This is a genomic window from Pleomorphomonas sp. NRK KF1, from assembly GCF_023721755.1.
In the GTDB taxonomy this organism is placed as follows: Bacteria; Pseudomonadota; Alphaproteobacteria; order Rhizobiales; family Pleomorphomonadaceae; genus Pleomorphomonas.
In genome coordinates, this window is the sequence record NZ_JAMDLH010000004.1 from 154429 (window position 1) to 179169 (window position 24741).

At 65.5% G+C, this 24741-nt stretch carries 25 protein-coding genes; 14 read left to right on the plus strand and 11 right to left on the minus strand.

Translation table 11 applies throughout. The annotated features are described in order from the left end of the window. Positions 1 to 411: 411 nt before the first annotated feature. Positions 412 to 792 (minus strand): VOC family protein, encoded by a 381-nt coding sequence (locus M4J39_RS12140; RefSeq protein ID WP_251728199.1) that lies wholly within the window; start codon positions 790 to 792, stop codon positions 412 to 414. A gap of 98 nt (positions 793 to 890) precedes the next feature. On the opposite strand from M4J39_RS12140, the gene M4J39_RS12145 reads away from it, so the two are divergent. Further along, positions 891 to 1607 (plus strand): YafY family protein, encoded by a 717-nt coding sequence (locus tag M4J39_RS12145; RefSeq protein WP_251728200.1) that lies wholly within the window; start codon positions 891 to 893, stop codon positions 1605 to 1607. Between the two features lie 229 nt (positions 1608 to 1836). Here the strand turns inward: M4J39_RS12145 and M4J39_RS12150 are convergent, their stop codons facing one another. Further along, positions 1837 to 2736 (minus strand): LysR family transcriptional regulator, encoded by a 900-nt coding sequence (locus M4J39_RS12150; protein WP_251728203.1) that lies wholly within the window; start codon positions 2734 to 2736, stop codon positions 1837 to 1839. A gap of 112 nt (positions 2737 to 2848) precedes the next feature. Between M4J39_RS12150 and M4J39_RS12155 the strand changes: the two genes are divergently transcribed. Genes M4J39_RS12155 through M4J39_RS12165 form a run of 3 tightly spaced genes read left to right on the plus strand, consistent with a single transcriptional unit; the run spans position 2849 to position 4774 of the window. After that, positions 2849 to 3496, plus strand: coding sequence for a DsbA family protein (locus tag M4J39_RS12155; protein ID WP_251728205.1), 648 nt, complete (start codon positions 2849 to 2851; stop codon positions 3494 to 3496). A 56-nt stretch (positions 3497 to 3552) separates the two neighbouring features. Further along, entirely contained in the window at positions 3553 to 4383 is an 831-nt protein-coding gene (locus M4J39_RS12160) for an MBL fold metallo-hydrolase (RefSeq protein WP_251728212.1), read from the plus strand. A 1-nt stretch (position 4384) separates the two neighbouring features. After that, a complete protein-coding gene (locus tag M4J39_RS12165; protein WP_251728214.1) occupies positions 4385 to 4774 on the plus strand; it encodes a nuclear transport factor 2 family protein in 390 nt (129 codons plus the stop codon). Positions 4775 to 5090: 316 nt separating this feature from the next. Here M4J39_RS12165 and M4J39_RS12170 read toward each other — a convergent pair whose 3' ends face one another. From M4J39_RS12170 to M4J39_RS12190, 5 genes are all read right to left on the minus strand, one after another. Next, the gene (locus M4J39_RS12170; RefSeq protein ID WP_251728215.1) at positions 5091 to 7463 is read right to left on the minus strand and encodes a glycoside hydrolase family 3 N-terminal domain-containing protein; all 2373 of its coding nucleotides are present in this window, start codon (positions 7461 to 7463) and stop codon (positions 5091 to 5093) included. A gap of 52 nt (positions 7464 to 7515) precedes the next feature. Continuing rightward, positions 7516 to 8643 (minus strand): ABC transporter ATP-binding protein, encoded by a 1128-nt coding sequence (locus M4J39_RS12175; protein WP_251728217.1) that lies wholly within the window; start codon positions 8641 to 8643, stop codon positions 7516 to 7518. A gap of 19 nt (positions 8644 to 8662) precedes the next feature. Then, positions 8663 to 9502 (minus strand): carbohydrate ABC transporter permease, encoded by an 840-nt coding sequence (locus M4J39_RS12180; protein WP_251728218.1) that lies wholly within the window; start codon positions 9500 to 9502, stop codon positions 8663 to 8665. Between the two features lie 3 nt (positions 9503 to 9505). Continuing rightward, a complete protein-coding gene (locus tag M4J39_RS12185; RefSeq protein ID WP_251728219.1) occupies positions 9506 to 10432 on the minus strand; it encodes an ABC transporter permease subunit in 927 nt (308 codons plus the stop codon). A gap of 115 nt (positions 10433 to 10547) precedes the next feature. Continuing rightward, positions 10548 to 11834 (minus strand): extracellular solute-binding protein, encoded by a 1287-nt coding sequence (locus M4J39_RS12190; RefSeq protein WP_251728220.1) that lies wholly within the window; start codon positions 11832 to 11834, stop codon positions 10548 to 10550. Positions 11835 to 12151: 317 nt separating this feature from the next. On the opposite strand from M4J39_RS12190, the gene M4J39_RS12195 reads away from it, so the two are divergent. After that, positions 12152 to 13210: a LacI family DNA-binding transcriptional regulator gene (locus M4J39_RS12195; protein WP_256469749.1), complete on the plus strand. Its 1059-nt coding sequence runs from the start codon at positions 12152 to 12154 to the stop codon at positions 13208 to 13210. Between the two features lie 31 nt (positions 13211 to 13241). Here the strand turns inward: M4J39_RS12195 and M4J39_RS12200 are convergent, their stop codons facing one another. After that, entirely contained in the window at positions 13242 to 13571 is a 330-nt protein-coding gene (locus tag M4J39_RS12200) for a hypothetical protein (protein WP_251728222.1), read from the minus strand. A gap of 409 nt (positions 13572 to 13980) precedes the next feature. On the opposite strand from M4J39_RS12200, the gene M4J39_RS12205 reads away from it, so the two are divergent. Further along, on the plus strand, positions 13981 to 14274 hold the full coding sequence (locus M4J39_RS12205; protein ID WP_251728223.1) for a BrnA antitoxin family protein: 294 nt from the start codon (positions 13981 to 13983) through the stop codon (positions 14272 to 14274). A 15-nt stretch (positions 14275 to 14289) separates the two neighbouring features. Here M4J39_RS12205 and M4J39_RS12210 read toward each other — a convergent pair whose 3' ends face one another. Next, positions 14290 to 14721, minus strand: coding sequence for a PIN domain-containing protein (locus M4J39_RS12210; protein WP_251728224.1), 432 nt, complete (start codon positions 14719 to 14721; stop codon positions 14290 to 14292). Next, the gene (locus M4J39_RS12215; protein WP_251728225.1) at positions 14721 to 14960 is read right to left on the minus strand and encodes a type II toxin-antitoxin system Phd/YefM family antitoxin; all 240 of its coding nucleotides are present in this window, start codon (positions 14958 to 14960) and stop codon (positions 14721 to 14723) included. Before M4J39_RS12215 ends, M4J39_RS12210 begins: the two co-directional genes overlap by 1 nt. Before the next feature lie 219 nt (positions 14961 to 15179). Here M4J39_RS12215 and M4J39_RS12220 point away from each other — a divergent pair, with 219 nt between their 5' ends. From M4J39_RS12220 to M4J39_RS12255, 8 genes are all read left to right on the plus strand, one after another. After that, positions 15180 to 16133 (plus strand): AraC family transcriptional regulator, encoded by a 954-nt coding sequence (locus tag M4J39_RS12220; protein WP_251728227.1) that lies wholly within the window; start codon positions 15180 to 15182, stop codon positions 16131 to 16133. A gap of 139 nt (positions 16134 to 16272) precedes the next feature. Beyond that, complete coding sequence (locus M4J39_RS12225; protein ID WP_251728228.1) at positions 16273 to 17259, plus strand: hypothetical protein; 987 nt, start codon at positions 16273 to 16275, stop codon at positions 17257 to 17259. Between the two features lie 12 nt (positions 17260 to 17271). Continuing rightward, complete coding sequence (locus M4J39_RS23070; protein WP_371875444.1) at positions 17272 to 19992, plus strand: VWA domain-containing protein; 2721 nt, start codon at positions 17272 to 17274, stop codon at positions 19990 to 19992. Positions 19993 to 19995: 3 nt separating this feature from the next. Beyond that, positions 19996 to 20856, plus strand: coding sequence for a hypothetical protein (locus M4J39_RS12235; RefSeq protein ID WP_251728230.1), 861 nt, complete (start codon positions 19996 to 19998; stop codon positions 20854 to 20856). Positions 20857 to 20984: 128 nt separating this feature from the next. Next, positions 20985 to 21719, plus strand: a complete 735-nt coding sequence (locus tag M4J39_RS12240; protein ID WP_251728232.1) for a bifunctional 2-polyprenyl-6-hydroxyphenol methylase/3-demethylubiquinol 3-O-methyltransferase UbiG — start codon at positions 20985 to 20987, stop codon at positions 21717 to 21719. Positions 21720 to 21807: 88 nt separating this feature from the next. Next, positions 21808 to 22626: a lipase family protein gene (locus M4J39_RS12245; RefSeq protein WP_251728235.1), complete on the plus strand. Its 819-nt coding sequence runs from the start codon at positions 21808 to 21810 to the stop codon at positions 22624 to 22626. Between the two features lie 246 nt (positions 22627 to 22872). Continuing rightward, complete coding sequence (locus M4J39_RS12250; protein WP_251728236.1) at positions 22873 to 23343, plus strand: YccF family protein; 471 nt, start codon at positions 22873 to 22875, stop codon at positions 23341 to 23343. 142 nt (positions 23344 to 23485) lie between these two features. Then, on the plus strand, positions 23486 to 24016 hold the full coding sequence (locus M4J39_RS12255) for a YccF domain-containing protein (RefSeq protein WP_251728238.1): 531 nt from the start codon (positions 23486 to 23488) through the stop codon (positions 24014 to 24016). 36 nt (positions 24017 to 24052) lie between these two features. Here M4J39_RS12255 and catB read toward each other — a convergent pair whose 3' ends face one another. Next, the gene (gene catB, locus M4J39_RS12260; protein WP_251728239.1) at positions 24053 to 24682 is read right to left on the minus strand and encodes a type B chloramphenicol O-acetyltransferase; all 630 of its coding nucleotides are present in this window, start codon (positions 24680 to 24682) and stop codon (positions 24053 to 24055) included. Positions 24683 to 24741 lie beyond the last annotated feature (59 nt).

Below are 24741 nucleotides of genomic sequence, written 5' to 3' on the forward strand. Positions count from 1 at the left end.
CCGAGATCATCGGCTTGGCGGAGGAAGATGTCCCACGGATGGGTTATGTAACTGAATTGCATGTATGAATCAGCCCCTCGCGCAGGCGAGGACCTCGGGTAGAGCTAAACTCCTATCCGATATCAAGCACCCCCTCCGCCGCCTGATACAACCCTCACCACCTTCTCGTCCTGAGGTCCTCGCCTTCGCGAGGATGACGACCCTATAGGAAGGTGAGCATGCTAACCGATTGTTTCATATCAATTACCTGTCATCCTCGCGAAGGCGAGGACCTCGGGCAGGAGAAGGCAACCGGCCGATATAGACCTTCCTGCCCCACGCTTCGCCCCCCCCAACGCCAGCGAGGCAGCCTCCGGGAAGATCCGCCTCGCATCCGGCAATTGGGCGCGGCTACGACCCGCCCCGTCCCTGTCAAGTGACGTTCGTGGTGTCGGTCGCGCAGACGCGAAGCCGGTGCCCATCGGGATCGGCGGCCACGAAGGTGTAGCCGAACTCGAGCGTGGTCGGCTCGAGCACCATCTCGACGCCCTTTGCCGTCCATGCCGCGTGGAGCGCGTCCACGTCCTCCTTGGTGGCGTTGCTGAACGACAGTTCGAAACCGCCGAAAGACGGCTGCGGCTTGGGGTCGATGGCGTGCTTCGACTGCAAGCCGACAACAAAACCCTCACCCAGCACGAAGACCGAGAAATCCTGGAACGTTTCGACCGGATCGGCCTTGAGTATATCCCGGTAGAACGCCGTGCTGCGATCGACGTCATCCACGTAGAGTATGAGACTGTTGGGGCGAAACATCGCTTTTCCTCGCGTCGAATTCCTGGCGGAATGCCTATGGAACCGAGGCCCAATATCCGCTAGCCTTACTGACAAAAGTCGACAGTAAGGGGTCGAAGATGGCGCGAAGCGACCGATTGCTGCGATTGCTCCAGGCTCTCCGCAGCTTGCCCAGTCCGGTGACCGCCGACCGGCTGGCGGAGGAGACCGAGGTATCGGTTCGAACCATTTATCGCGACATCGACAGCCTCCGGGCGGCCGGCGCGACCATCGAGGGGGCCACCGGCTTCGGCTACCGTCTGGTCGAGGACATGGCCCTGCCGCCCCAGATGTTCAACCGGATCGAGATCGAGGCGCTGGTGCTCGGGCTCGAAGAGGTCAAGCACGTCGGCGACCCCGAGCTGGCGCGGGCCGCCGAGGCGGTGTTCTCCAAGATCACGGCGATGCTGCCCGAGCGGCTGCAACTGCAGGCCGCCCACGCCGTCAACGGCATCTACCGGCCCACCGCGCCCGCCGCCCCATCCATCGACATGGCCGCCCTTCGCTCGGCCTGCTGGCAGGAAGAGGCCGTGGCCATTCGCTATACCGACGAGAAAGGCCGGACGAGCGAGCGGGAGATCTGGCCGCTCTCGATCACCTATCTGGACAAGGCGCTGATCCTGATAGCAAAATGTTGCAGCCGCAACGCCTTCCGACGCTTCAGGGTGGACCGCATCGGAGACCTTCGCCCGACCGGTCGCAGCTTTCGCCCGCACCGGGTGGCGCTGCTGCGCGCGTTCGTCGCCGAGGCTGAGGCCGAACGGCGGCGAGGTTCGTCCGACACCGAGGCCAACTGATCTCCGCAAACGCTGTCCGGGACGCAGGTTCGTTGCCCCCAAGGGCGCCAGCGAAGCGCAGGCCGGGGCGTGATGCACGGTTGGGAAGCGACCGGTCCGGCAGGCCGCGCCTACTCTAGAGTCTTTCCGGTGAACTCGGGTTCGCCGGAAAAACTCTATCTCTTTGTTAAGACGCAGTTCCGGACGCAAAACCGATACCCACTTTTGCTGGAACTCTAGCGGAATGACGTCAGGGCGCCGGCGCGCGGGCGCTCGCGGCGAGCATGGCGACGAAGGCCTTGACCTTGGGCGGGCGGAAGCGGGTCGTGGGATAGACGACGTGGATGCCGCCGGCCGGCAACGACCATTCCGGCACGAGGTTGACCAGCCGCCCCGCCGCGATCGGCTGTTCGACCAGGAAGTCCGGCAGCACGGAAATGCCGCCCCCCGCCAGCGTCGCCGCCAGCACGGCCGGCGTCGCGTTGATCGCCAGCCGCTGGCGCATGCGCACCGTGCGGCGCTCGAAGTCGTCCTTCACGAAATGCCAGACAAGGGGTTCCTTCAGCGCCCCGTTGGCGACGAACGGCAGCTCGGCAAGATCCTCGGGATCGCCGACGACAAGGCTTCCGGCCAGAGCCGGCGCGGCGACGACATACTGTCGAAAGGCGCCGATGCGGCGCGCCTGCAAGCTGGAATCGTCGAGCCAGCCGACGCGGATGGAGAGGTCGATCTGGTTGGCGACCAGATCGATCCGCGTATCGGACAGCAGCAGATCGACCTGGCACAACGGATAGCGCTGCGAAAACCGCGCCGCCAAAGGTGCGATCATCGAGGTCCCGTAGTCGTTCGGCGCGGCGACCCGCAGAGTGCCGCTGGGTTCGGCGTTGCTGCGGGCGATCTCTCCCACGGCGTCCTCTGCCTCGCGGAGGATGACGACGCTGCGCGCATGAAGCAGCCGCCCGGCCTCGGTCGGCTCGACCCGCCGCGTCGTGCGCATCAAAAGCGCTGTCTTCAGCTCTTCCTCCAGCTTGGAAACCTGCTGGCTGACGACGGTCTTGGTGATGCCGAGCCGTTCCGCCGCGCGCGTGAACGAGCCGGCGTCCACCACGGCGGCGAAATAGGCGAGCCTGTTCAGATTGACCATTTCCATGCCGGCTCCCCTCAATTGTAAGCCGTTGACATACAGATTATCAAATTGCGCCTGATTTATCCATAAGTCGACGGCCGGTATGGTGCCCTCACAACATCACGAGGCACCGAACATGCGTATCACCTATCTCTTCGACCCTCTCTGCGGATGGTGCTACGGCGCCGCTCCGGCACTTGACCAGCTCTCGGCGATCGAGGGCGTGACCGTGCAGCTGGCGCCGACCGGCCTGTTCGCCGGCGAGAACGCCCGGCCGATGGATGCGTCTTTTGCCGCCTATGCCTGGCAGAACGACCAGCGCATCTCCCGCCTGACCGGGCAGACCTTCTCCGACAGCTACCGCGTCAACGTCCTCGGCGCGACCGGCGGGCTGTTCGACTCGGCCCCCGCGACGCTCGGCGTGGTCGCCGTGGCGTTGACCGAGCCGAAGCGCGCCTTCGAGGCGCTGAAGGCGCTGCAGCGGGCCCGCTACGTCGAAGGCCTGGACAACTCCAGCCTTCAGGTCGTCTCCGAGGTCCTGTCCCGCGAAGGCTTCGCCGAAGCGGCGCGGCGGGTTCTGGAGCCGGACGCCGAGCTGCTCGCCGCCTACCGCGCGCGGATCGACGCCGCCCGCCGCGAGATGGCGCGGTTCGGCGCCCAAGGCGTGCCGACGCTGGTCGTGGAAGACGAGAGCGGCAGCCGGCTGCTGCCGACCGGCGCCCTGTTCGGCGACATCGAGGCGCTGACAGCCCAGCTCCGGGCCGCCCGGCTCCCGACCGCCTGAGCCTTCCCGACACACCGATCCCCTATCCCGACACAGTTGAAAGACGGAGACATCCGATGACCACCAACGCCCCCGCTTCCTCGCTTGAATGGAAACACTTTCCCGCCGGACAGAACGGCTTCTTCCGCGCCCCGGTTCTTCTGTCCGGTCCGACCGAGGCCCTGCTGATCGACGGCGGCTTCACCTATCCCGACGGCAAGGCGCTGGCCGAGGCGATCAAGGCGACCGGCAAGCGCCTGACCGCCATCTACATCAGCCAGTCGGACCCCGACTACTATTTCAGCCTCAAGCCGGTGCGCGAAGCCTTCCCCAACGCCAGGGTCATCGCCGCCTCCGACACGCTCGCCGCCATCAAGGGCAATGTCGAGAAGAAGCTGGCCGTCTGGGGACCGCAGCTGAAGGAGAACGGTCCGCAGACGCTCGCCGACATCGTTCTGCCGGAAGCCTTTGACGGTCCGTCGCTGACGGTCGACGGCGAGATCGTCGAGATTGTCGCCGCCGAAGGCCTCGCCAACCGCCGCTACCTCTGGGTTCCCTCGCTGAAGGCCGTGTTCGGCGGCGTGATGATCTTCTCCGGCGTCCACGTCTGGACCGCCGACACCCAGGCGAAGGAACAGCGCGCCGCCTGGATCGCCAACCTCGACGCGATCGCGGCCCGCAAGCCGCAGATCGTCGTGCCCGGCCATCTGGTGCCGGAGGCGGCCACCGATGCCTCGGCCATCGAGCATACGAGGTCGTATCTTCTCGCCTTCGAGGACGAGCTTGCCAAGGCCGGCGACGCCGCGTCCCTCAAGGCGGCGATGGAAGCCCGCTTCCCCAACCTCGGCATGGGGGTCGCCATCGATATCGGCTCCAAGGTCGCCACCGGCGAAATGAAGTGGGGCTGAGATGACCGACAATCGCGACATCATCCGGAGGACCTATGAAGGGTCCTCCGAGGAGAACGGCCGGAACCTGCTCGCGGTTCTCTCCCCCGAGGTCGAATGGACGGAGGCCGAGGGCTTTCCCTATGCCGGCAGCTATGTCGGCGTCGACGCCCTGATGAAAGGCGTCTTCCATCGCCTTGCCACCGAGTGGGACGGCTACAAGGCCGAGGTTCACACCTACCTGGCCGATGGTGACCGCGTCGCCGCCTTCGGCGTCTACTCCGGCACCTACAAGGCGACCGGAAAGTCCATGACCGCGCACTTCGCCCATCTCTACGAGCTGAAGGACGGCCGGATCGTCCGCATGCAGCAATATGTCGACACGGCGCTGGTCCAGCGCGCCCTTCGCTGAAGCCCCGAGACCGACTGGCTGCCCCAAGCCGGCCGCTTGCTCTCCCCCTCCCGCCAGAACGCCAGCGAGGCGGACTCCGGGGGGAGATCCGCCTCGCATCCGACGCCGGGGGCGTGATGCGCGGTTGGGAAGCGACCGCGCGTTCTCCGGCGACGCGGGAGTTATCATCGCCGGAAACCCGATGAGGCGGAGCGCATCCGGCCTCTGAAATCCTGAAATCCTCCCGTCAACTATCCTATCGAAACGATTCATTTTCAAGGTTGAAGTCAGGCCGGGGAGACCGTTCCCCCCGACCGTGGCTTTTTTGTCAGACTAATCAGGCGACGGAGAACTTGCTCTCCATCTTCCACTTCTTCGGCAGCTGGCGCGTCTTGCCGGTCACCTCGACCTTGGCGCGCTGGCGGATGTCTGCGCTGGAGGCGCCGAGTTGCAGCTCGTGCTCGCCCGGCTCGACGATGCGGTAGCCATCGGGGCCGGTGAAGCAGAGCATGTCGACCGGCACGGTGAAGGTGACGGTCTTCGTCTCGCCCGGCTGAAGCTCGACGCGGCCGAAGGCCTTCAGCTCCTTGACCGGCCGCACCACCGAGGCGAGGCAGTCGCGGATGTAGAGCTGCGGCACGGCGACGCCCTTGCGGCTGCCGGTGTTCTTCACCTTGAAGCTGACGACGATCTCGCCCGTCTCCACGTCCACCTTCTCCGACTTCAGCTTCAGCTCCTCGAACGCGAAGCTGGTGTAGGAAAGGCCGTGGCCGAACGGGTACTGGCTGCCGAAGTGGCGGGCGATCGGCGTACCCGAGCTCTTGAGCTTGTGGTTGTAGAAGTAGGGCGCGGCGCCGACGCTCTTGGGGACCGACAGCGTCAGGCGGCCCGACGGCTCCACCTTGCCGGTCAGCACGTCATGCAGCGCGTTGCCGCCTTCCTGGCCGGCGAAGAAGGTCCACACCTGGGCGGCCACCTTGTCTTCCAGGCCACCGAGATTGTACTGGCGGCCGGCCGACACCACGACCACCACCGGCGTACCGGTGGCGACGACGGCTTCGAGCAGCTTCTGCTGCACGCCCGGCAGTTCCAGCGTGTCGGCGTCCGAGCCCTCGCCCACCGTGCCGGTCTGGAAGATGCCCGAGAGGTCGCCGACGCAGACGATGGCGACGTCGGCCGCCTTGGCCGCCTCGACGGCATCGGCGATCATGTCGGTGCGCGTCGACACCGTCGACACCTGGGTAACCACCGAGGAATCGTCGACGTCGCCCGGGAACACCGGCGCGCCGGACTTGCGCTCGTCGAGGATGTTGCAGCCGCGAGCGTAGATCAGGTTGGCGTTGCCGGCGGCGGCCTGGAAGGCGGCGCGCGGCGTCACCACCGTGGCGGCGCTCTCGTTGGCGTCCGACAGGATGAGGTGGACCGGGAAGGAGTAGTCGCCGAGAAGCGCCAGCGGATCGTCGGCCGCCGGGCCGATCATCGCCACCTTCTTCTGGGGATCGAGCGGCAGGATGCCGTTGTTGGACAGGATGGTCACCGACTGCTCGGCCACCTTGCGGGCGACGTCGATCGCCTCGGGGCTCTGCAGGCGGATCGCCGTGTCGTCGGCATAGGGCTTCTCGAAGATGCCCAGGCGGAACTTCTCGGTCAGCACGCGGCGGACGATCTCGTCGATCTTGTCGATGGTGATCAGGCCCCGGTCGAGCGCCTCGCGCAGATGGGTGGCGCAGTCCTCGCCCGGCAGTTCCTGGTCGAGGCCGGCGTTGAAGCTGAGAGCCGCCGCTTCCGCCTGGTTGGAGGCAAGGCCGTGATGCTGATAGAGCAGGCTGACGCCGATATAGTCGGCGACGACGAGGCCGTCGAAGCCCCAGTCCTCGCGCAGCACCTTGGTCAGAAGGTGCTTCGACGCATGGCTCGGCTCGTTGTCGATGTCATGGTAGGCCGGCATCACCGAGCCGGCGTTGGCCTGCTTCACCGCCATTTCGAACGGCAGCAGGAAGATGTCGTTGAGCTCGCGCCAGCCGAGATGGATCGGCGCGTGGTTGCGGCCGCCTTCGGAGAAGGAGTGGCCGGCATAGTGCTTCAGCGTGGCCAGGAAATCGCGCTTGGGGCCCTGCATGCCGCGTACGTAGCGGGTGGCCATGACACCGACCAGATAGGGATCCTCGCCGAAGGTTTCCTCGGTGCGGCCCCAGCGGGCGTCACGGGCGACGTCGAGAACCGGCGCGAGGCCCTGGTGGCCGCCGAGCGAGCGCACTTCCTCGCCAATGATCTTGCCGACCTCTTCGATCAGCTCGGGATTGAAGGTGGCGCCATAGGCGAGCGACGACGGGAACAGCGTGGCGCCGCGCGCCATCATACCCGAGAGGCATTCCTCATGGCTGATGGCGGGGATGCCGAGGCGGGTTTCCTCGACCAGGAACTTCTGCAGGCTGTTGAGCGCACGGACGCCCTCGGCCGGGTCGATCGAGCGGGTGCCGAGCGGACGGGTGATCTGCCCCAGGCCCTTCCTGAGCATGTCGGTCAGCGTCGTCTCGTCGGACTGGCCGATGAAGGCGTCCTCGGTGCGCGGGCGGTGCTTGCCGTGCTCGTCGAGCACCAGCCACATGGCGTGCATCTGGGCGATCTTCTCGTCGATGGTCATGCGGCCCATGAGGTCGGCGACGCGATCGGCGATCGGCTTGCTGGGATCTTTGTAAACGAGGGTCATGATGAACTCTTCGCGGCCCAAAGGCCGTCCTGCTGAAAATTCGGGGGAAAGATCAGGTATTGGTCAGGTGGGTGAGCGCGATGCCGTCGGCGTCGAACAGGTGGCAGCAGTCGGCGGGGGCGGCGTAGGTGGCGCTGTCGCCGGCCTTCACCCCGCCATCGCCCGGCACCTTGGCGATCAGCGGCGCCGGGGTGCCGCCGTCGAGGTAGACGAAGCTGTACTCGCCGAAATGCTCCACCGCCGACACCTTGCGCGTCAGCGTCTGCGGCGCGGCCCCGGCGACGGGCGCCAGATGCTCGGGCCGGACGCCGAGGGTGACCGGCGCCGAGGCGGCGAGCGCCGAACCGTCGACGGGCACCACCAGCTCTTCGCCGCTCTTCAGGACGACGCGGGCGCCGGCAGGCTCCTGGGCGACGAAGGTCGCCTCCAGGAAGTTCATGGTCGGCGACCCCAGGAAGCCGGCGACGAACAGGTTGCGCGGCCGGTGGTAGAGGTCGAGCGGCTTGCCGACCTGGGCGATCGAGCCGTGCTTGAGCATGTCCTTGCCGGCATGGAGAAGCACGATCTTGTCGGCGAGCGCCATGGCTTCGGTCTGGTCGTGCGTCACGTAGATCATCGACGCGGCCGGGAAGTTGCGGTGCAGCGTGGCGATCTCCGAGCGCATGTGGACGCGGAGCGCCGCGTCGAGGTTCGAAAGCGGCTCGTCGAACAGGAACACCTTGGGCTGGCGCACGATGGCGCGGCCGATGGCGACGCGCTGGCGCTGGCCGCCGGACAACGCCCGGGGCATGCGGTCGAGCAGAGCCTCGATCTGCAGGATGCGGGCGGCCTCCTGAACGCGGCGGTCGATCTCGTCCTTGGGCGTCTTGGCCTGGCGCAGGCCGAAGGCCATGTTGTCGTAGACCGACATGTGCGGGTAGAGCGCGTAGTTCTGGAACACCATGGCGACCTCACGGTCGGCCGGCTCCACCTTGTCGACCACGCGGTCGCCGATGCGGATCTGGCCGGTGTAGCCGGTCTCCAGGCCCGCCACCATGCGCAGGAGCGTCGACTTGCCGCAGCCCGACGGGCCGAGGAACACGCAGAACTCGCCGTCTTCGATGGTGAGGTCGACGTCGCGAATGACGGGGAAGTTGGCGCCGAAGGACTTGTTGACGCCGGAGAGGGTAATGCTGGTCATGAAATGCGTCTCCGAAGCCTCAGCCCTTGAGCGAGCCGGCCATCATGCCCTTGACGATCTTCTCCTGCCCGAAGGCATAGGCGACGACGAGGGGTAGCGACGTGAGGGTGACGACGGTGAGGATCGCCGGGATGTTGGAGGTGTACTGGCCCTGGTAGTCCCAGATGGCGAGCGGCAGCGTGCGGGTGCCGGTCGACGAGGTCAGCACGTAGGCGAAGATGAACTCGTTCCACAGCATGATGCCGTTGTAGATGGCGATGGTGGAAAGCCCCGGTCCCGACAGCGGCAGGAACACCTTGAAGAAGATGGCGAAGGGACCGCAGCCGTCGAGCCGCGCCGCCTCCTCCAGTTCCTTGGGGATCTGCCGCATGAACTCGGTGAGGATGAACACCGAGATCGGCAGCGACGTCGCCACATAGGGCCCGATCAGCGCGAACTGGCTATCGTAGAGGCCCATCTGGCGCGTCATCAGGTAGATCGGCACCAGCGTGATGTGTATCGGCACGATCATGCCGGCGACGATCAGGCCGAACAGCGCGTCGTTGAAGCGGAAGCGCATGCGGGCGAAGGCGAAGGCGGCCATGGCCGAGATCAGCATGATCAGGACGACCGAGATCACCACCACCATCACCGAGTTCTTGAAGTAGGTGAGGAAGGGGCCGTTGAGCACGCTTCTGTAGTTGACGAGGTCGAGCGCCTCGGGCAGCGCCCAGACGGAGCTGGAGAAGGACTCCTGCTGCGACTTGAAGCTGGTCATCACCATGAACAGGAAGGGCACGGTGGTGACGGCGAGCCAGAACAGGCCGAGGACGGGAACGGCGATGCGGCCGGTGACGCGGGCGACGGGGGAACTGGCCATGGATCAGACCTCCGTCTCGTAGCGCTTGGACAGGCGCATCAGCACCGAGGCGATCAGGATGACGACGATGAACATGCCCGAGGCCACCGTGCTGCCATAGCCCAGCTGGAACGAGGAAAAGACGTTGCGATACATGTAGGTGGCCATCAGTTCCGAGGCGCCCTCCGGTCCGCCGCCGGTCATCACGTAGATGAGGTCGAAGTAGCGCAGCGCGCCGATGACCGAGAGGACGATGGCGGTGCGGATGGTGCCCTTGAGGTGCGGCAGCTTCATCTTCCAGAAGATGGTCGTCTCCGAGGCGCCGTCGAGCTTGGCCGCTTCCGAGATGTCGGCCGGGAAGGAGGCGAGGCCGGCCATGAACAGCACCATGTAGAAGGGAATGTACTGCCAGCAGACGACGGCGATCACCGCGCCGAGCGCGAAGCGCGTGTCGCCGAGCCAGTCCTGGGCCAGGTAGCCGAGGCCGACGAAGTCGAGCAGCGCGTTGAGCGGGCCGAAGGTGACGTCGTAGAAGTATTTGAACAGGACGCCGAGGGCGACCGACGACATCAGAAGCGGCAGGAAGTAGAGGATCTTGAGGATGCGCGAGCCCTTGCCGGCGTTGTCGAGCACCACCGCCAGCACCAGCGCGATCGGCATCTGCACCACGACCGAGAAGAAGGCGAGCAGGATGTTGTTCCACGCCGCTTCCCAGAACAGCGCGTCGGACGCGAGCTTCTTCCAGTTGTCGAGCCCGACGAAGCGGGCATCGGAACCGAGGCCGTTCCAGTCGAACATCGACAGGCGGAAGCTGTCGACGAGCGGGTAGAGAAGATAGACGGCGAGCAGCAGGACGGCCGGCGCCAGAAAGATGGCCGGCGCGAAGGTCTTGAGAGACAAGACCGTCCCTCCCGCTCCGCCGTCGGCGGGGCGCGTCGTAATGTCGGTCACGGTGGAGATCCTCCGTCCACGGTCCTTGGGGCTCGATTCCGGCGCTTTCGCAGGTTGGCCCTCATGTTTGTGCCCGCCGGCGGCGTACCGTCGGCGGGCTGTTCTCGGGAGGAGGTTACTTCAGCTCTGCCTTGGCAGCGGCCTCGAATTCCTCGGCCACCTGCTCAGGCGTCTTGGACAGGCCGAACAGCGCCTGCGAGGTGTCCTTGTGCAGCTCGCCGAGCTTCGGCGGCAGCTCCTGGTCCCACCAGAGCTGCACGCTCTTGGCATCGGTGACCAGCTTGGAGACTTCCTGCAGGAAGGGGTTGTCGATCTTGAGGTTCTTGATCGGCGGCATGCGCGAGTCGGCCACGCGGCCGGCAGCGGCGATGTCGTCGGTCAGGAACTTGATCAGCTCGACGGCCTTTTCCTGCTCGGGGCAGGCCTTGGTGACGGAGACGAAGTTGTCGCCGAGCGTGCCGAGCAGATCGGACGGGTCACCCTTGCCGCCGGGAACCGACGGGAACGGGAAGAAGCCGAGCTTCTTGGCGAACTCCGGGTTCTCGTTGCCGATGGTCGAGGCTTCCCAGGTGCCCATCAGCTCCATGGCGGCCTTTTCGGTGTAGAGAAGGCGACGCGAACCGCCGACGTCATAGTCGAGGCCGTTGTAGCCCTTCTGGAAGGCGCCGAGATTGACCAGCTCCTGCAGGCGCTTGCCGGCTTCCACGAACACCGGATCGGCGAACGAGCCGCCATCCTTGCGCTGCGCGGCGTTGGCGAAGGCCTCGGGGCCGCCGATGCGGTCGACGAGGTAGCCGTAGTACATCGAGCCCGTCCACTTGTTCTTGTTGGCGAGCGCGAAGGGAGCGATGTCGTTCTGCTTGAGAACGTCGATGACATGGAGCAGTTCGTCCCAGGTCTTCGGCGGCGTCAGGCTGAGCTTCTCGAACATCTCCTTGTTGTAGAAGACGACGGCGATGGCGGTGTTCTCGGCCGGCAGGCCGTAGATCTTGCCGTCGACCGTGACGGCGCCGAAGCTGGCCGGCGCGAAGCGGTCCTTGAAGGCCGGATCCTTGTCGAGATACGGCGTGAGGTCGACCACCTGGTCGGCGGCGACATACTCGCGGAACGGACCGCCGCCCCAGGAGCTGAACACGCACGGCGGCTCGTTGGCGCCGAAGGCGATCTTGATCTTGGTCTTGTAGGCATCGTTGAGGATATGGGTATCCTCGACCTTGTAGCCCGGGTTGGCCGCTTCGAAGCGGTCGGCGGCGTCGCGGATGACCTTGACCGCGCCTTCGGTGGTCTGAAGGTCCCACACCGAGATGACCTTGTCGGCCGAATGCGCCGCGAACGGAACGACGGCCATCATGGCGGCGCCGCAAGCGAGCGCCGAGAGTTTTGAAACGAGTTTAGAAGACACCTTCTCCTCCCAAGGATCACGTTGAGCCAGATACCCGCATCGGGTCCCCCGAAAACCGAAATCCACTTTTCGGCCGATGCTCTGGCAACGGGTGACAGCCGAACGTTAGCGCTAACGTTCTGTCGCGTCAACTCTACCAGTTGGGCGTTGACGCCGCGCTCGCGAAGGCTCTTGCTGGAGGGGTGTATCTCGTTGCCCGCCACCCACGGTCGGCGGTTTTCCGCGTCTTTTCAAGGCGCGGAGGCCATCGGCGCAGTTGACAGCCCGCGGGGCTTCGGACAAACAGTTTCGAGGCCCGGAAACAATTCGACCAAATGATGAAGCGACACTATCCAACGTTAGCCGAGGTCGCCAAGGTCGCCGGGGTTTCCCTGATGACGGCTTCGCGGGCGATCAACAACCGCCCCGGCGTCTCGCCCGAAAAGCGCGAGGACATCCTGCGCATCGCCGACGAGATGGGATACGTGGCCAACCGCGCCGCCCAGAAGCTGACCGGCGCCCGCACGCGCATCATCGGCGTGGTGGCCGAGCTGCACACGCCCTTCACCTCCGACCTCCTCCTCGGCATGGGCGCGGTGGCGCGCGCCGCCGACTACGAGATGCTGGTCTATTCGCTGCCGGTCTGTGACCGCCGGCCGCCGCACTCGATCATCGAGATGCTCCGGCAGATCGCCGACGGCGTCATCGTCATCCTGCCCTACGAGTCCGACTATCTCGAATCGATGGCCACCGCCCACATTCCCGTGGTCACCATCGAGCAGGGCATCGAGTCGGCCTTCCCCTCGGTCACCGCCGACAACTACCAGGGCGGCTGCGCGGCTCTGCGCCACCTGATCGAGCTCGGCCACCGCCGCATCGCCTTCATCTCCGGCAACGATCGCCTGACCTCGGCGCGCGACCGCCGCCGCGCCTATCGCGACGTGCTGGCCCAGGCCCGCCTCCCCTACGACCCGGCCCTCGAAGTGGACGGCGACTTCCTGCGCAAGAGCGGCTTCGAGGCGGCCCAGAAGCTGCTGGCCCTCGACGACCGGCCCACCGCCATCTTCGCCGCCAACGACACCTCCGCCTACGGCGCCATCGCCGCCATCCGCGAGGCCGGCCTCTCCGTGCCCGGCGACATCTCCGTCGTCGGCTTCGACGACATCCCCATCGCCTCGCAGCTCCACCCCCAGCTGACCACCATCCGCCAGCCGCTGCAGCAGATGGCCCGCGCCTCCGTCAACCTCCTCCTCGCCCTCATCGCCGGCCTCGACGCCCCGTCCGAGCAGATCGTGCTGCCGACGCAGCTGATAGTGCGCGAGTCGACGACCCCGCTGAAGGTGAAGCGGAAGAAGGAGGAAGCGGTGAAGGTGGAGCGGGCGAGCGTGGGGCGGTAGGGGAGCAAAGATTGCGGATACACGACTGATTTCACTGAGCTTGACTAGATTTCTTGTTCTGCTCAGCCACCATTTTTCTTTTCTCCCAAATCAAATTAATCGCACCATCCGCGTTACTAGAAATTTCAGCTTTATATTCGTCATATATGCTGCATTCTCTCATAAAAAAATACCCCAGCCATTTCTTACACCACTCCTGATTGTATTCATCAATAGACTCGAGAAAACTTACTGACAATGACACGTATCCTGCGTTCTTGGAGGAAACAGCAGCGTCGCTCGCATCACAGTCAACATTATATTCTTTATAGTCTGAGTATAAACAAAGCAATTTTGCGTTTTCTAACTCGGCATCAAACATCTTTGATTCCATTTCATATAGTCTGTTTATCTTGTTATCCTGCTCTCGCAGAAAGCTTGATCTTGTGAATCCGTATATAGCCCCAAGAGCAGTCAAAATGCTAATCACTAGCGATATATATGAAGACCGGGAAGAGACAAAGGATCTTATCCTACTATAGATCGACCCCCCAGAAATCATATTCTTTATATAATCATCAGTTTTCACGACATAAATCCTAATTAAGCCAAGGACAGAAGCCAGACGTGAGCCAAGTCCAGATGTTCCTGACCGAGGGAGTTAGCCGCCCTACTCTCCTGGAGAAAAATCAAAGATTGCTTAAATTGGATCACGCAACCTAACTGAGACCTTGCACTCTTCGACACTAGTCCTTTGAACTTGCGAGAGAGACGGAGCGAAGGTTGCCATCATGACCGACAAGAACAAAAAGGCGGAGTTCCAGCCCGGACGCGGTTACAGCAAGACCGACTGGGACGCAGTCTCCGACAGCCCCGAAGCGACGGATGAAGAACTGGCTCAGGCCAAGCCGTTCGCAGAGGTCTTCCCGGAACTCGCAGAAAAGATGCGCCGAGTTCGCGGCCCACAGAAGGCGCCGACCAAGGTGTCGGTGACGCTACGGCTCGACAGCGACATCGTCGAACGTTTCCGCGCGAGCGGCAAGGGCTGGCAGAGCCGCATCAACGAGATCCTGAAGCGAGCCTGACTTCGGATCAATCCGTTACTCCGGCCTCTCCTCGAACGGGTCCACCACCTTCACCGGAAACACGGCGAAGTGACTCGTGTTCCTCGTGAGCACGACCAAGCCATTCGCAGCTGCCGTGGCGGCGATGGCGGTGTCGGCGAGGCCTGGAGCTTGGCCGGCGGCGCGGGCGAGGTCGGTGAAGTCTCCGGCCTTTCGGGCCTCGGACAGGCCGAAGGGGAGGATGCGGGCGCCGTAGAGGTGCTCCACTGCGCCCCACCAGTCCGTGAGACGGTCGGCCTTGGCCGTCGAGCCCAGACGGCGGAGCTTGGCGATGCCCGCCACGACCTCGGCCGCCGTGATGGCGGAGAGATAGAGGTCCGCCGAGTGTCGGTCGAGCCAGTCGGCAAGATCGGGCCGGGGAACGGGCGCCGCCAGGTCCGACAGGACATTCGTGTCGACGAGGTACATCAGCCGCCGAAGTCCCTTGAAGGCGTTTCGTCGCGGTCGAGATCGCCCGGCTCAAGGCCCGAGGAGGCCAGCAGGCGACCGAAGGACGGCACGGTCGCAAGCCGTTCGTAATCGGCAAACGACAGGACGACGGCTTCCTTCCGTCCGTGCCGGGTGATGACCGACGGCTCGCCCGCGACAGCCTGATCGACCACCGCCGACAGGCTGGCCTTGGCGTCTCGCAACTGGATCTCGCGCATCTCAAGCTCCCCGTTCTCAAGCCTCATATGACTACAGTAGTCATTATAGGATGAAGGGGGACGACGATCAAGGATGGGCCAAGGCACCGTCTCCCCCCCCCCGCGCCTTCGGCCCTCCCGCCACGCGCACTTGCTGCCGAAACATACGTAAAATGATGTATACTGCCGTTGATGGGGATCGCGAACACCGGCGAAGAAGAGGGCTGCGGGGGGCTCGTCATGACGGTTCTGTCCATTCGATCGCAGGATTTCGACCGGGCGCAGCGCGTCGATGCGTTTCGCAGCGTCGTCGCCAGCATGACGAAGGTCGACTTCATCCCCGACGACCGCGATGCCTTCAGGTCCGAGACCTCGATCGCGGTCCTGCCCGGGGTGATCATCGGCCACGGGCGGCACTCGGCGTCGACGGCCATCCGGACGCAGGGTCACGCGGCCGACTGTCGAGACGACGTCATGTTTCACATCCCGCTCGCGGGCGGCGGCACGATTGCGCAGATCGGCGGCAAGGAAGAGATGCTGCTTCCGGGGTCCATCTATGCCGATCCCGGGGAGGTGCCGGGAACCGTGCGTTTTGGCGGCGAGCATATGGAGGGCATCTACGTCTCCATCCCCCGCGCCCATCTCGGCGCAGCCTCGGCAGGGCTCGACGCCATGCTCAGGCGCTCCGCCGCGCTGACGCCGCAGTGGCGACTGCTGCTCGGCTACGCCCGCAGCCTCCACGCAGAACTGCCGGCGCTTGCCCCGGAAGAGGCGGTGCAGGCCGTGGCGCATGTGCAGGATCTCGCCTTGATGGCCCTCGGCGCCACGCGCGAGGCGACCGAGATTGCCGCCGGACGCGGTGTGCGGGCCGCCCGACTGAGGGAGGTGAAAAGGGAGATCGAGCGGAGCCTCGTCACGCCCGGACTGACCGCCGAAAGCGTCGCCAGCCGGCTGGGCCTCTCCTCGCGCTATGTTCGCGCCCTCTTCGAACGGGAAGGAACCTCCTTCCGGGACCATGTGGCCAGCCGACGCCTCGCACGCGCCCATCGCATGCTGACCGATCCGGCGTCGCAGCACCTCAACATCGCGCAAATCGCCATGGACGCCGGCTTCGGCGACCTGTCCTGGTTCAACAGCCGCTTCAAGCAAACCTACGGCGTGACGCCCAGGGACGTGCGGGCCGGTCTCGCTTAACCCGCAACCTGTGCCGCCGCACCCGTAACTCGGTGCCGCCAGACCCAAGACCCAAGCGTCCTCGAAATCTACCTTCTGTCCGGGCAGGCATTTCCTTGCCCGGACATGCTTCTTCATGCCCCTTCGAGGATCAAGGCATATGTGGGACTTCAGTTTGTCGGGCGCTCTGGCGCTCATGGCGCGCACGGCGCCCTTTCTTCTTTTCCGCATGGTCGTCTATTTCGCCATGGTCTGCGCCTATGTGATCGCGACCGGAACGGGCGCGGCCGTCGGTTACGGCGTCGGCCAGTTCGGAGACGCGGACTTCCTGGCCTCCAGCACGCTTTTTGGCGGACTGGCCGGCTTCGGCATCGTGGCGGTCGCCCTCTATCTTCTCAGGGAATACCTTCTCTACCTCGTCAAGGCCGGGCACATCGCCGTGCTCGTGGAGCTGATGGACGGCCGCGCGCTGCCGGATGGCGAAGGACAGGTGGCCTATGGCAGCCGCATGGTGCGCGAACGCTTCACCGAGGCCAGCGTGCTCTTCGGCATCGACCAGCTCGTCAAGGGCGTCATCGCCGCCATCGCCGGGCTGGTCGAGGGGATCGCGTCGATCCTGCCCATTCCGGGCCTCGATGCGGCGGCCCGCGCCTTCCGTGGCTTCCTGAAGGTCGCCGTCGGTTTCACCGACGAGGTGATCCTTGCCCATGCCTTGCGCACCCGCGCGGCCAACCCCTGGGCCTCGGCGGAAGAGGCCCTCGTGCTCTATGGCCAGAACTACAAGACCATGTTCCGCAATGCGGCCTGGCTGGCGGTGATGATCTACGGGCTGTCCTTCGTCGTCTTCCTGCTGGCGCTCGCGCCCGCCGCCGCGCTTGTCTATCTCCTGCCCGGCGCGCTCAGCGCGGGCGGCTTCGTCTTCGCTCTTCTTTTCGCCTGGGCGGTCAAGGCGGCCCTGCTCGAACCCCTCGCCATCACCTGCATGCTGCAGGTCTTCTTCAAGACCACCCAAGCACAGGTGCCCGACCCCGACTGGCGCGCCCGCCTGCGGGACCTCTCGGGAAAGTTCAGGGACATCGGCGGCAAGGCCGCCGCATGGGCATCGGGCCGGCGCGCCCCTGCTCAGCCCGTCGCGGCATCGGCTTGAAGGGAGGCGGTCATGAAGCACGCTTTGCTGACACTCGGCGGCCTTCTGGCCGGGCTTATGCTGGTTCAGATCCCGGCGTCCCTGGCCCAGGACGCCCCACGCACGATCATCGTCATGGATGGCTCCGGCTCCATGTGGGGGCAGATCGACGGCCGGCCGAAATTGGAAATCGCCCGCGAGGCAGTCGCCAACGTGGTGACGCGCCTGCCAGCTGGACAGGAACTCGGGCTGATCGCCTATGGCCACCGTTCCAAGGGCAACTGCGGCGACATCGAGCTGCTGGTGCCGCCGGGCAAGAACACCGGCGCCACCATCGTCGGCGCGGTCAACGCCATGCGCTTTCTCGGCAAGACCCCTCTTTCCGCCGCCGTGCGGCAGGCCGCCGAGGCGCTGCGCTATGGCGAGGAAAGCGCCACCGTCGTGCTGGTCACCGACGGGCTTGAGACATGCGAGGCCGATCCGTGTGCGCTGGCCTCGGAGCTGGAGGCGGCCGGCGTCAACTTCACGGCGCATGTGGTGGGCTTCGGCCTGTCGAAGGAAGAAGGCGCGGAGGTCGCCTGCCTCGCCGAGAACACCGGCGGCCGCTACATCGAGGCGGCCAATGCCGGCGAACTGTCCGATGCCCTGAGCGAGGCCATCGCCATGGCGCCGCCGCGCGAGACAACGCATTTCCCCGGCCGCCCGCTGATGCGCGCCATTCAGCTCCAGCCAACCGGGCAATCGATCGGAGCTGAGGTCGCAGCGCCAGCACAACCGCAATTCCCCCGCGATGGCACGGCCGAGCAGTGCCGCGCCCTGGCGGACGCCGATGCCACGGCGGCCGCGTGGATGTTCGAGCCGCCCGGCAGTTACTTCATCGAGGAGCCGCGCTGCCGCCTTTTCAGCTACGCAACGGAAATGGACTGGGCCGAGATGCCGCCCGAGGACGGCTGGGTTTCCGGGTTCAAGCCCGACGCCATCCTCTTCGTCCGCCCGCTTGAGCAAGCCGCCTTCGAGCCGGGCAAGGCGGGCATGGTCAACCGGGGGCCATATGCGCCAGGCGTTGCGCGGATCGAACTCGGCGTCATGGCCGAGGGCAGCGAGACCGGCGGCGCGGCACTGGCGCTGAGGCTTTACCCGGCCGGAAACGCCAACCCGGACGCCGCCATCACCTACAGCACCGTGGAGGGGACCGAAGGCGCCAAGGATGCCGCCATCGAACTCGCGGCGCCCGGCACCTATCTCCTGCGGCTGGAGACCTGGGGCGGCGACACGCTCGACGAAATGGACATCGTCGTCGAGGCCGATCCCGCCGTCACCCTCAAGGCGCCGCCGGTGGTGGCGCCGGGAGCGCCCATTCCGGTCGAGACAATCGGCCGCCAGTTGCGCAACGACGGCATCGAGATCTGGCAGGGCGAAACCCAGATCGACTGGGGGCGGACGCTGGGCGAACTTGCGGCCGGCCAGCCGCTGAACGCGCCCACCGAGCCGGGCGCCTACGATCTTGTCTACAAGGGCGAGGATGCCTCCGGCGAGCGCCGGGAGAAGGCGCGCCTCTCCTTCGAGGTCGGGACGCCTCAAGAGAAGGCGGAAGCCCCTCCCGGGGCGGCCTCCGGCGCGGGCGAGGATGTCGCCTATTCCTGCGAGGGGCCGGCGCCCTGCCCGGTGTCCGACGGCAACACGGGCCTCTCCTTCATGCTGCCGGCCGGCTGGTGGACCGACCATCCGACGACGGAGGGCTACACGGCAGGCGCTCAGGCCGCCGGCGAGGCGTTTCCGCCGCGCGTCAACCTCTTCCGAACCGGCGGCGACGACGCGCTGGTCCTCGGCCCGCGCCAGTGGGTTGCCATGAACGGTCCCTGCGAGGAGGTGGGCGCACTCGGCCAGTTCTGCATGTTCCAGAGCACGGACCCGCAGGTGCTGGCCGCCTACCAACTCGTCAAGGCGACGTTGAAATGGGACCCGCCGCAGCGCCAGTCGTCCCGGAACGATGACTGCGCCGATGGCGACGGCCACGGCCCCGACGCCTGCGACAACGGCAAGGAAGCCGGCGGCAAGGCCTTTTCGGACTATCCGCACCGATGCCTGCCGGGCGACCGCACGGTTGCCAACTGCGACATGCGCGATGCGGCGACCAGCCTGTTCTTCCATCTGCCCGAGAACTGGGTGGCGGAGGTCGAGCGCGCCAAACCCTTTCCGCGCGCCGAGTTCGCCGAGCAGGCAAGTTCAGCCCATTCGATCTTTCTCAACCCCAGGGACTGGCCTCTCGGCGAGCGCGGCTGCTATCCGACGCGCGTCGGGCCGTTGTGCGCGGATCCCGATCGGGGAGACGAGAGACTTGCCCGCGTCCTGCAAACCCTGCAGTTCACGCTGACCACGGGGCAGGTTCTGCGCCGCTGCGGCGATGAAGCCTGCGACTTTGCCCACCCCAACCCCCGGCTTTCGGGCCGGCTGCCGGCGCTCTGGTCGGTCGAGGTCGGCCGTCCGCTTCCCGACGGCCGGATCGCCACCTGGTTCTGGGATCGCGACCCCGCCGGCAACTTCAAGCTCATCGGCCTCAACCAGCCCGGCGGCGACAACTGCCTCGAGGCCGGAGCGGGGCAGATGCTGTGCGAATTCTCGCCCTACATCTCGACGGACGAGTTCGACCTCATTCGCAAGAACCTGAGGGTCGGCGCTGCCGCGTCATCCGGCTCCAGAACCGTTACGCCGGCCGAGTTCGACCGCGCCCTTTCGATCATCCGAGGGAACTGACCCATGCGCCGACACCTCGCAGCGACCTGCCTTGCCCTTCTGGCGACCGCTTCTTTCTCGTCCGCCGCGCTGGCCTGCAACAGCCCCGTCATCTCCATCGACGCAAGCGGACAGGCCGAGTTCATTTCCCCCGAGCGGGACGTGAGGCCGGACATGGAACGCATCTACGGGCCGTCCCCGAACCCGGACGCGATTCTCGTCGTCGATGCCCGGACCCATCGGGGCACATGGATCGGGCGAACCGAACTGCCGGGGGTTCTGGCCGGCTTCGGCGCCCAGAGCGACGGCTACCTCTACTCGGGTCCCGATCATTGCCTGCCGCCCGGATTGCCGGTCGATCTGCCGGAGGGCAAACGACAGCCGGACGAGCTTCCGCCCGGGAAGCCGCCGATCGAACTGTTCCCCGGCATCGCGCCGCGATCCGGCCTGTGGCAGGCCCGTCTCGGCAAGACGAAGCTCGAAGGCTGCCCGACCCTGATGCAACAGGCCTTCCCGAAATCGCCCGCCGATTTGCCGGCGGAGTGGCTGACGCCGCGAAAACTGGCCTTCAAAGCGCCGTTCCATCCCGACCAGCTTGAAATGTCGCGCCGGCTCTCGGCGGAAGGTCTGAGCCGGATCGCCTGGCGCAATGCCGGAGAGAACGCCTGGACGACCGAGGTCTTTCCCGAACTCTTCGGCCAGCTCCCGGCCGGACAGGGCGCGGGCAGCAAGATGACCTGGCGGCTGACGCTGAAGAGCGAGACGGAGATCGAGCACCTCTCGACCGTCAGCATCGTTCTGCCCAAGGAAGCCGCCGCCGTGCTGGGCGGAAGCAACACCTGCCGCCTGGTCAGCCGCAACATCTGGGTCAGGGTTTCCGACTGAGCAAGGACACCTCAGCGCCCTATCCGTCTGTCTCATTTATGGGTCCGCCATTCTCTGCGAAAGCAGAGAAGCTCGGGCAGGATGAGGCAGCCGGAGGGCCGGTCCTGCCCCTGTCCAGGGACAGGACCATGGCGCAGAACATCTACGACGACCCCGCCTTCTTCTCCGGCTACACCCAGTACCCCCGGCAGGTGATCGGCCTCGACGGCGCCACCGAGTGGCCGACCGTGCGCGCCATGCTGCCGCCCATTGAGGGCAAGCGGGTGGCCGATCTCGGCTGCGGCTTCGGCTGGGCGGCGCGCTGGATGCGCGCGCAAGGCGTGGCGTCGGTCCATGGCTTCGACCTCTCCGAGAGGATGATCGCCCGCGCCCGCCAGGACACCGACGACCCCGCCATCGCCTACCGCATCGCCGACCTCGAAACGCTGGAACTGCCCGAGGCGGCCTTCGACCTCGTCTACAGCTCGCTGGCCTTTCACTACGTCAGGGACTTCCGCCGTCTGGTGCGCACCATCGCCGCCGCGCTGACTGTTGGCGGCGACCTCGTCTTTTCCATCGAACACCCGATCCACATGGCGCCGGCCCATCCGCGCTGGATGACCGACGAGGATGGACGCCCGACGTGGCCGGTCAACGGCTATTCGGCCGAGGGCGAGCGCCGTGTCGAATGGTTCGTCAAAGACGTGCTGAAACACCACCGGACCATGGCCACCACGCTCAACACCCTGATCGAGGAAGGCTTTGCGCTCCGCCGCATCGAGGAGTTCGCCCCGACGGCCGACGAGGTGCGAGCGGCGCCCGACCTCACCGAGGCCGATATGGAAAAGCCGCTGATGCTGCTGATCGCGGCCCATAGACCCTGACCCACCAGCAGATGCGCGCTGAGGTGCAAAGTCGACTTGATTCAGTTGATACTTGCAATGACAATCGAAAAGGCAACGGAGGGGTGGGATGATGCTGGGAGCATTCTCTACCGAAGTCGTCTTGGATCTCGCAAAAATCTCCAAAGCAGTGTATCGCGGGCCGCTAAACCAGAAACATTTCCTTCTTCAAGGAAATCGGTTCGCCGACCAACAGTATGTACATGGCAGCTTCAGGCGCGGCTTCTGCCGCGTTTTCACGAATGACTATGCGGTTGTTGTCGCCTTCCGGGGGACAAGGGAACGTATCGACTGGAGTATTTCCAACTTCCGCGCATGGCCCGTCCCCTTGCGGGATTGTGGCGAGACCTCTGAACGTGTCCTCGTTCATCGTGGCTTTCAAAATACACTGGACTACCAGGACAAATCATCCGGCCTCCCCAGCTTGCAGGCACTGTTGAACATCCTCGGCAACATGGATCTGGGCGGGCGCGCTCTATACATTACCGGACACTCGCTCGGCGGCGCACTGGCTAAGCTGTTTGCGGTCAAGTTGCGCGCACGCCATCCATCCATCGTGGACAACAACTTGCAGGGAATCGTCACATTCGGTTCGCCGGCGGTGGGACTGAGGAGGTTTCGGGAATACTACGGCGAGCTAGGAGACATCACGTTGAGGATCGTGAACTCTGCGGACGCAGTCCCTTTTTCTCCTCCGCTCGGTTACTTCCATGTGGGAAAGTCGATTTGGCTTCAAGACAGCAACGCGATCGAGGATCCAGGTTGGGCATCCCGCCTGAGCCGTTCGATTGCCAGCTCCTGGCCATCGGCGTTTGTCAGGCACCATAACATGTCGGAGTACATTTCCGCCCTGGCGGCGCTCTCAAGCAAGGAAGCGTCCATGGCCTAACGGCACAAGCGCTAGGACGAACACGGAAGGCAAGGTTCCGACTCGTGCAAAATTGAACCGTGATCGACGGGAGAATGTACGGCGCTCGGATGCGAAGGGGCCCAAAAAGCTCTCCCTCCTTTCGATTGCCACCACGCCTTCCGATCCCCACCTATGCGCCTGAGCGGCCGCTTCTCGATCACGTTGGGTCAACTTGACCGGCGGGTGCTCTGGCGGGATTCTCCGCCCTGCCCCATGGGATAGATCATGCGCTTTGCCGGCAATGTCATCTGGTTCGTGTTCGGAGGCGCCTTCACGGCGCTTCTCTGGCTGCTCGGCGCGGCGGTGTTCGCGCTGTCCATCGTCGGGCTGCCGCTGACGCGGGCGGCCATCGAGATGGCCAAGCTCAGCGCCTTTCCCTTCGGCAAGGACGTGGTCCACGTGCGCGAACTCGACGGCAAGGGCGTGACGCCGGTCACCGCCGTCACCGGCACCGTCGGCTTCGTGTTCAACGTGCTGTGGCTCCTGACCTTCGGCCTGGCGCTCTGCCTGTCCTACCTCGCGCTCGGTATCGTCTACTGCCTGACGATCATCGGCATTCCCTTCGGCCTGCAGTGCTTCAAGCTGGCCGGCATCTCGCTGTGGCCGGTCGGCCGCCGCGTTGTCAGCATCGAACTGGCCGACGTCGCCCGCCGGCACGCGGCCGAGACAAGTTTCGCCCGCCGCCGCGCCGGCTGATCGCCCCATCTATTGCGAACTGGACGTTTTCCAATTTTAAGCCTGCCACCGGAAAGCCACCACCCTGGCGTTTCCACCCTATTGCCAGACAACTTCGGACATGTATCCTGCGCCCGCGTCGACATCGTTGTCGGAGGGGTGCGTGCGGTTCGCGGCGAGGTTCCTGTGGTTTGCGCTCGGCGGAGCCTGGACGGCGTGTCTCTGGCTCGCGGGCGCCGCGATCTTCGGCCGGGTCCCCGGCGGTGAGCCGCTGTCGCGCGCCGCCATCGAAATGGCCGGGCTCAGCATCTGTCCTTTCGGTCGGGACGCAGTGCATATCCACGACCTCGGCGGAGAGGACGCACCGACGACGCCCGCCCGCCGTCGCCTCGGCCTCGCGCTCGGCGTCGTCTGGATGCTGACCTTCGGCATGCTGCTCTCGGCCACCTATCTCGTCCTCGGCGCGCTCTGCTCTCTGACGGTGCGCGGCCTCCCCCTCGGCCGCCAGTGCTTCAAGCTGGCCGCCATTGCGCCCTGGCCGGTGGGGCAGCGCGTCATCAGCACCGATTTCGCCACCGTTCCCCGCCAGCAGGCGGCGGTGGAGCGCTTCGCCCGCGCCCGCCTCCGGCAGTCAGGCCGCGACGCGGGCCGGCCGGCCCGGCAGCCCTCCTTGGGCAGCGGCGAGACCGGCTGAACGGCCTGCCCCGCCGGAGCGGGACAGGCGCGGTCGTCAAGCCTTCAGGCTCAGCCAATAGCGGTGGAGGCCGTCGACGTCGCCGCTGGTCAGAAGCGGCATGGCGCCGGTGAGCGCCGCCTCGTCCCACTCCCACCACTTCAGCTCCAGCAACAGGCCGATCTGCCGGTCGTCGAAGCGCTTGCGGATCGGCCGCGCCGGGTTGCCGCCGACGATCGTATAGGGCTCGACGTCGCGGATGACGAGGGCGCGCGTGCCGATCACCGCGCCGTCGCCCACCGTGATGCCGGGCATGATCACCGCCTCCGAACCGATCCACACGTCGTTGCCGATCACCGTGTCGCCCGAGGGGCGATAGCCGTCCTCGGCCCCGGCGAAGGCCGGCACCTCGGGCATCCAGTAGAAGGGAAAGCTGCTGATCCAGTCGTGCTTGTGGCCCTGGTTGCCAGACATGATGAAGGCGGCGCCCGAGCCGATCGAGCAGAAGCTGCCGACGATCAGCCGGTCGACGCCCTCGTCGGGCATCAGGTAGCGGGCGCAATCGTCGAAGCTGTGGCCATGGTAATAGCCGGAATAGTAGCTGTAGCGGCCGACGACGATGTTGGGATTGGTGACCTGCCTGTCGAGGGTCACGCCCCGGAAGGGGCTGTCGAAATAGTTGTCCATGATGACGATCTCTGAATGTGTCAGGGCAAACACGAGCGGCGCGAGAGCCGGCGGGCTTC

What these genes read in the sequence shown, in the direction of transcription:
- M4J39_RS12140 (WP_251728199.1), bottom strand. Translation starts at nt 792, where the DNA reads ATGTTTCGCCCCAACAGTCTCATACTCTACGTGGATGACGTCGATCGC.
- M4J39_RS12145 (WP_251728200.1), top strand. Translation starts at nt 891, where the DNA reads ATGGCGCGAAGCGACCGATTGCTGCGATTGCTCCAGGCTCTCCGCAGC.
- M4J39_RS12150 (WP_251728203.1), bottom strand. Translation starts at nt 2,736, where the DNA reads ATGGAAATGGTCAATCTGAACAGGCTCGCCTATTTCGCCGCCGTGGTG.
- M4J39_RS12155 (WP_251728205.1), top strand. Translation starts at nt 2,849, where the DNA reads ATGCGTATCACCTATCTCTTCGACCCTCTCTGCGGATGGTGCTACGGC.
- M4J39_RS12160 (WP_251728212.1), top strand. Translation starts at nt 3,553, where the DNA reads ATGACCACCAACGCCCCCGCTTCCTCGCTTGAATGGAAACACTTTCCC.
- M4J39_RS12165 (WP_251728214.1), top strand. Translation starts at nt 4,385, where the DNA reads ATGACCGACAATCGCGACATCATCCGGAGGACCTATGAAGGGTCCTCC.
- M4J39_RS12170 (WP_251728215.1), bottom strand. Translation starts at nt 7,463, where the DNA reads ATGACCCTCGTTTACAAAGATCCCAGCAAGCCGATCGCCGATCGCGTC.
- M4J39_RS12175 (WP_251728217.1), bottom strand. Translation starts at nt 8,643, where the DNA reads ATGACCAGCATTACCCTCTCCGGCGTCAACAAGTCCTTCGGCGCCAAC.
- M4J39_RS12180 (WP_251728218.1), bottom strand. Translation starts at nt 9,502, where the DNA reads ATGGCCAGTTCCCCCGTCGCCCGCGTCACCGGCCGCATCGCCGTTCCC.
- M4J39_RS12195 (WP_256469749.1), top strand. Translation starts at nt 12,152, where the DNA reads ATGAAGCGACACTATCCAACGTTAGCCGAGGTCGCCAAGGTCGCCGGG.
- M4J39_RS12200 (WP_251728222.1), bottom strand. Translation starts at nt 13,571, where the DNA reads ATGTTTGATGCCGAGTTAGAAAACGCAAAATTGCTTTGTTTATACTCA.
- M4J39_RS12205 (WP_251728223.1), top strand. Translation starts at nt 13,981, where the DNA reads ATGACCGACAAGAACAAAAAGGCGGAGTTCCAGCCCGGACGCGGTTAC.
- M4J39_RS12210 (WP_251728224.1), bottom strand. Translation starts at nt 14,721, where the DNA reads ATGTACCTCGTCGACACGAATGTCCTGTCGGACCTGGCGGCGCCCGTT.
- M4J39_RS12215 (WP_251728225.1), bottom strand. Translation starts at nt 14,960, where the DNA reads ATGCGCGAGATCCAGTTGCGAGACGCCAAGGCCAGCCTGTCGGCGGTG.
- M4J39_RS12220 (WP_251728227.1), top strand. Translation starts at nt 15,180, where the DNA reads ATGACGGTTCTGTCCATTCGATCGCAGGATTTCGACCGGGCGCAGCGC.
- M4J39_RS12225 (WP_251728228.1), top strand. Translation starts at nt 16,273, where the DNA reads ATGTGGGACTTCAGTTTGTCGGGCGCTCTGGCGCTCATGGCGCGCACG.
- M4J39_RS23070 (WP_371875444.1), top strand. Translation starts at nt 17,272, where the DNA reads ATGAAGCACGCTTTGCTGACACTCGGCGGCCTTCTGGCCGGGCTTATG.
- M4J39_RS12235 (WP_251728230.1), top strand. Translation starts at nt 19,996, where the DNA reads ATGCGCCGACACCTCGCAGCGACCTGCCTTGCCCTTCTGGCGACCGCT.
- M4J39_RS12240 (WP_251728232.1), top strand. Translation starts at nt 20,985, where the DNA reads ATGGCGCAGAACATCTACGACGACCCCGCCTTCTTCTCCGGCTACACC.
- M4J39_RS12245 (WP_251728235.1), top strand. Translation starts at nt 21,808, where the DNA reads ATGATGCTGGGAGCATTCTCTACCGAAGTCGTCTTGGATCTCGCAAAA.
- M4J39_RS12250 (WP_251728236.1), top strand. Translation starts at nt 22,873, where the DNA reads ATGCGCTTTGCCGGCAATGTCATCTGGTTCGTGTTCGGAGGCGCCTTC.
- catB (WP_251728239.1), bottom strand. Translation starts at nt 24,682, where the DNA reads ATGGACAACTATTTCGACAGCCCCTTCCGGGGCGTGACCCTCGACAGG.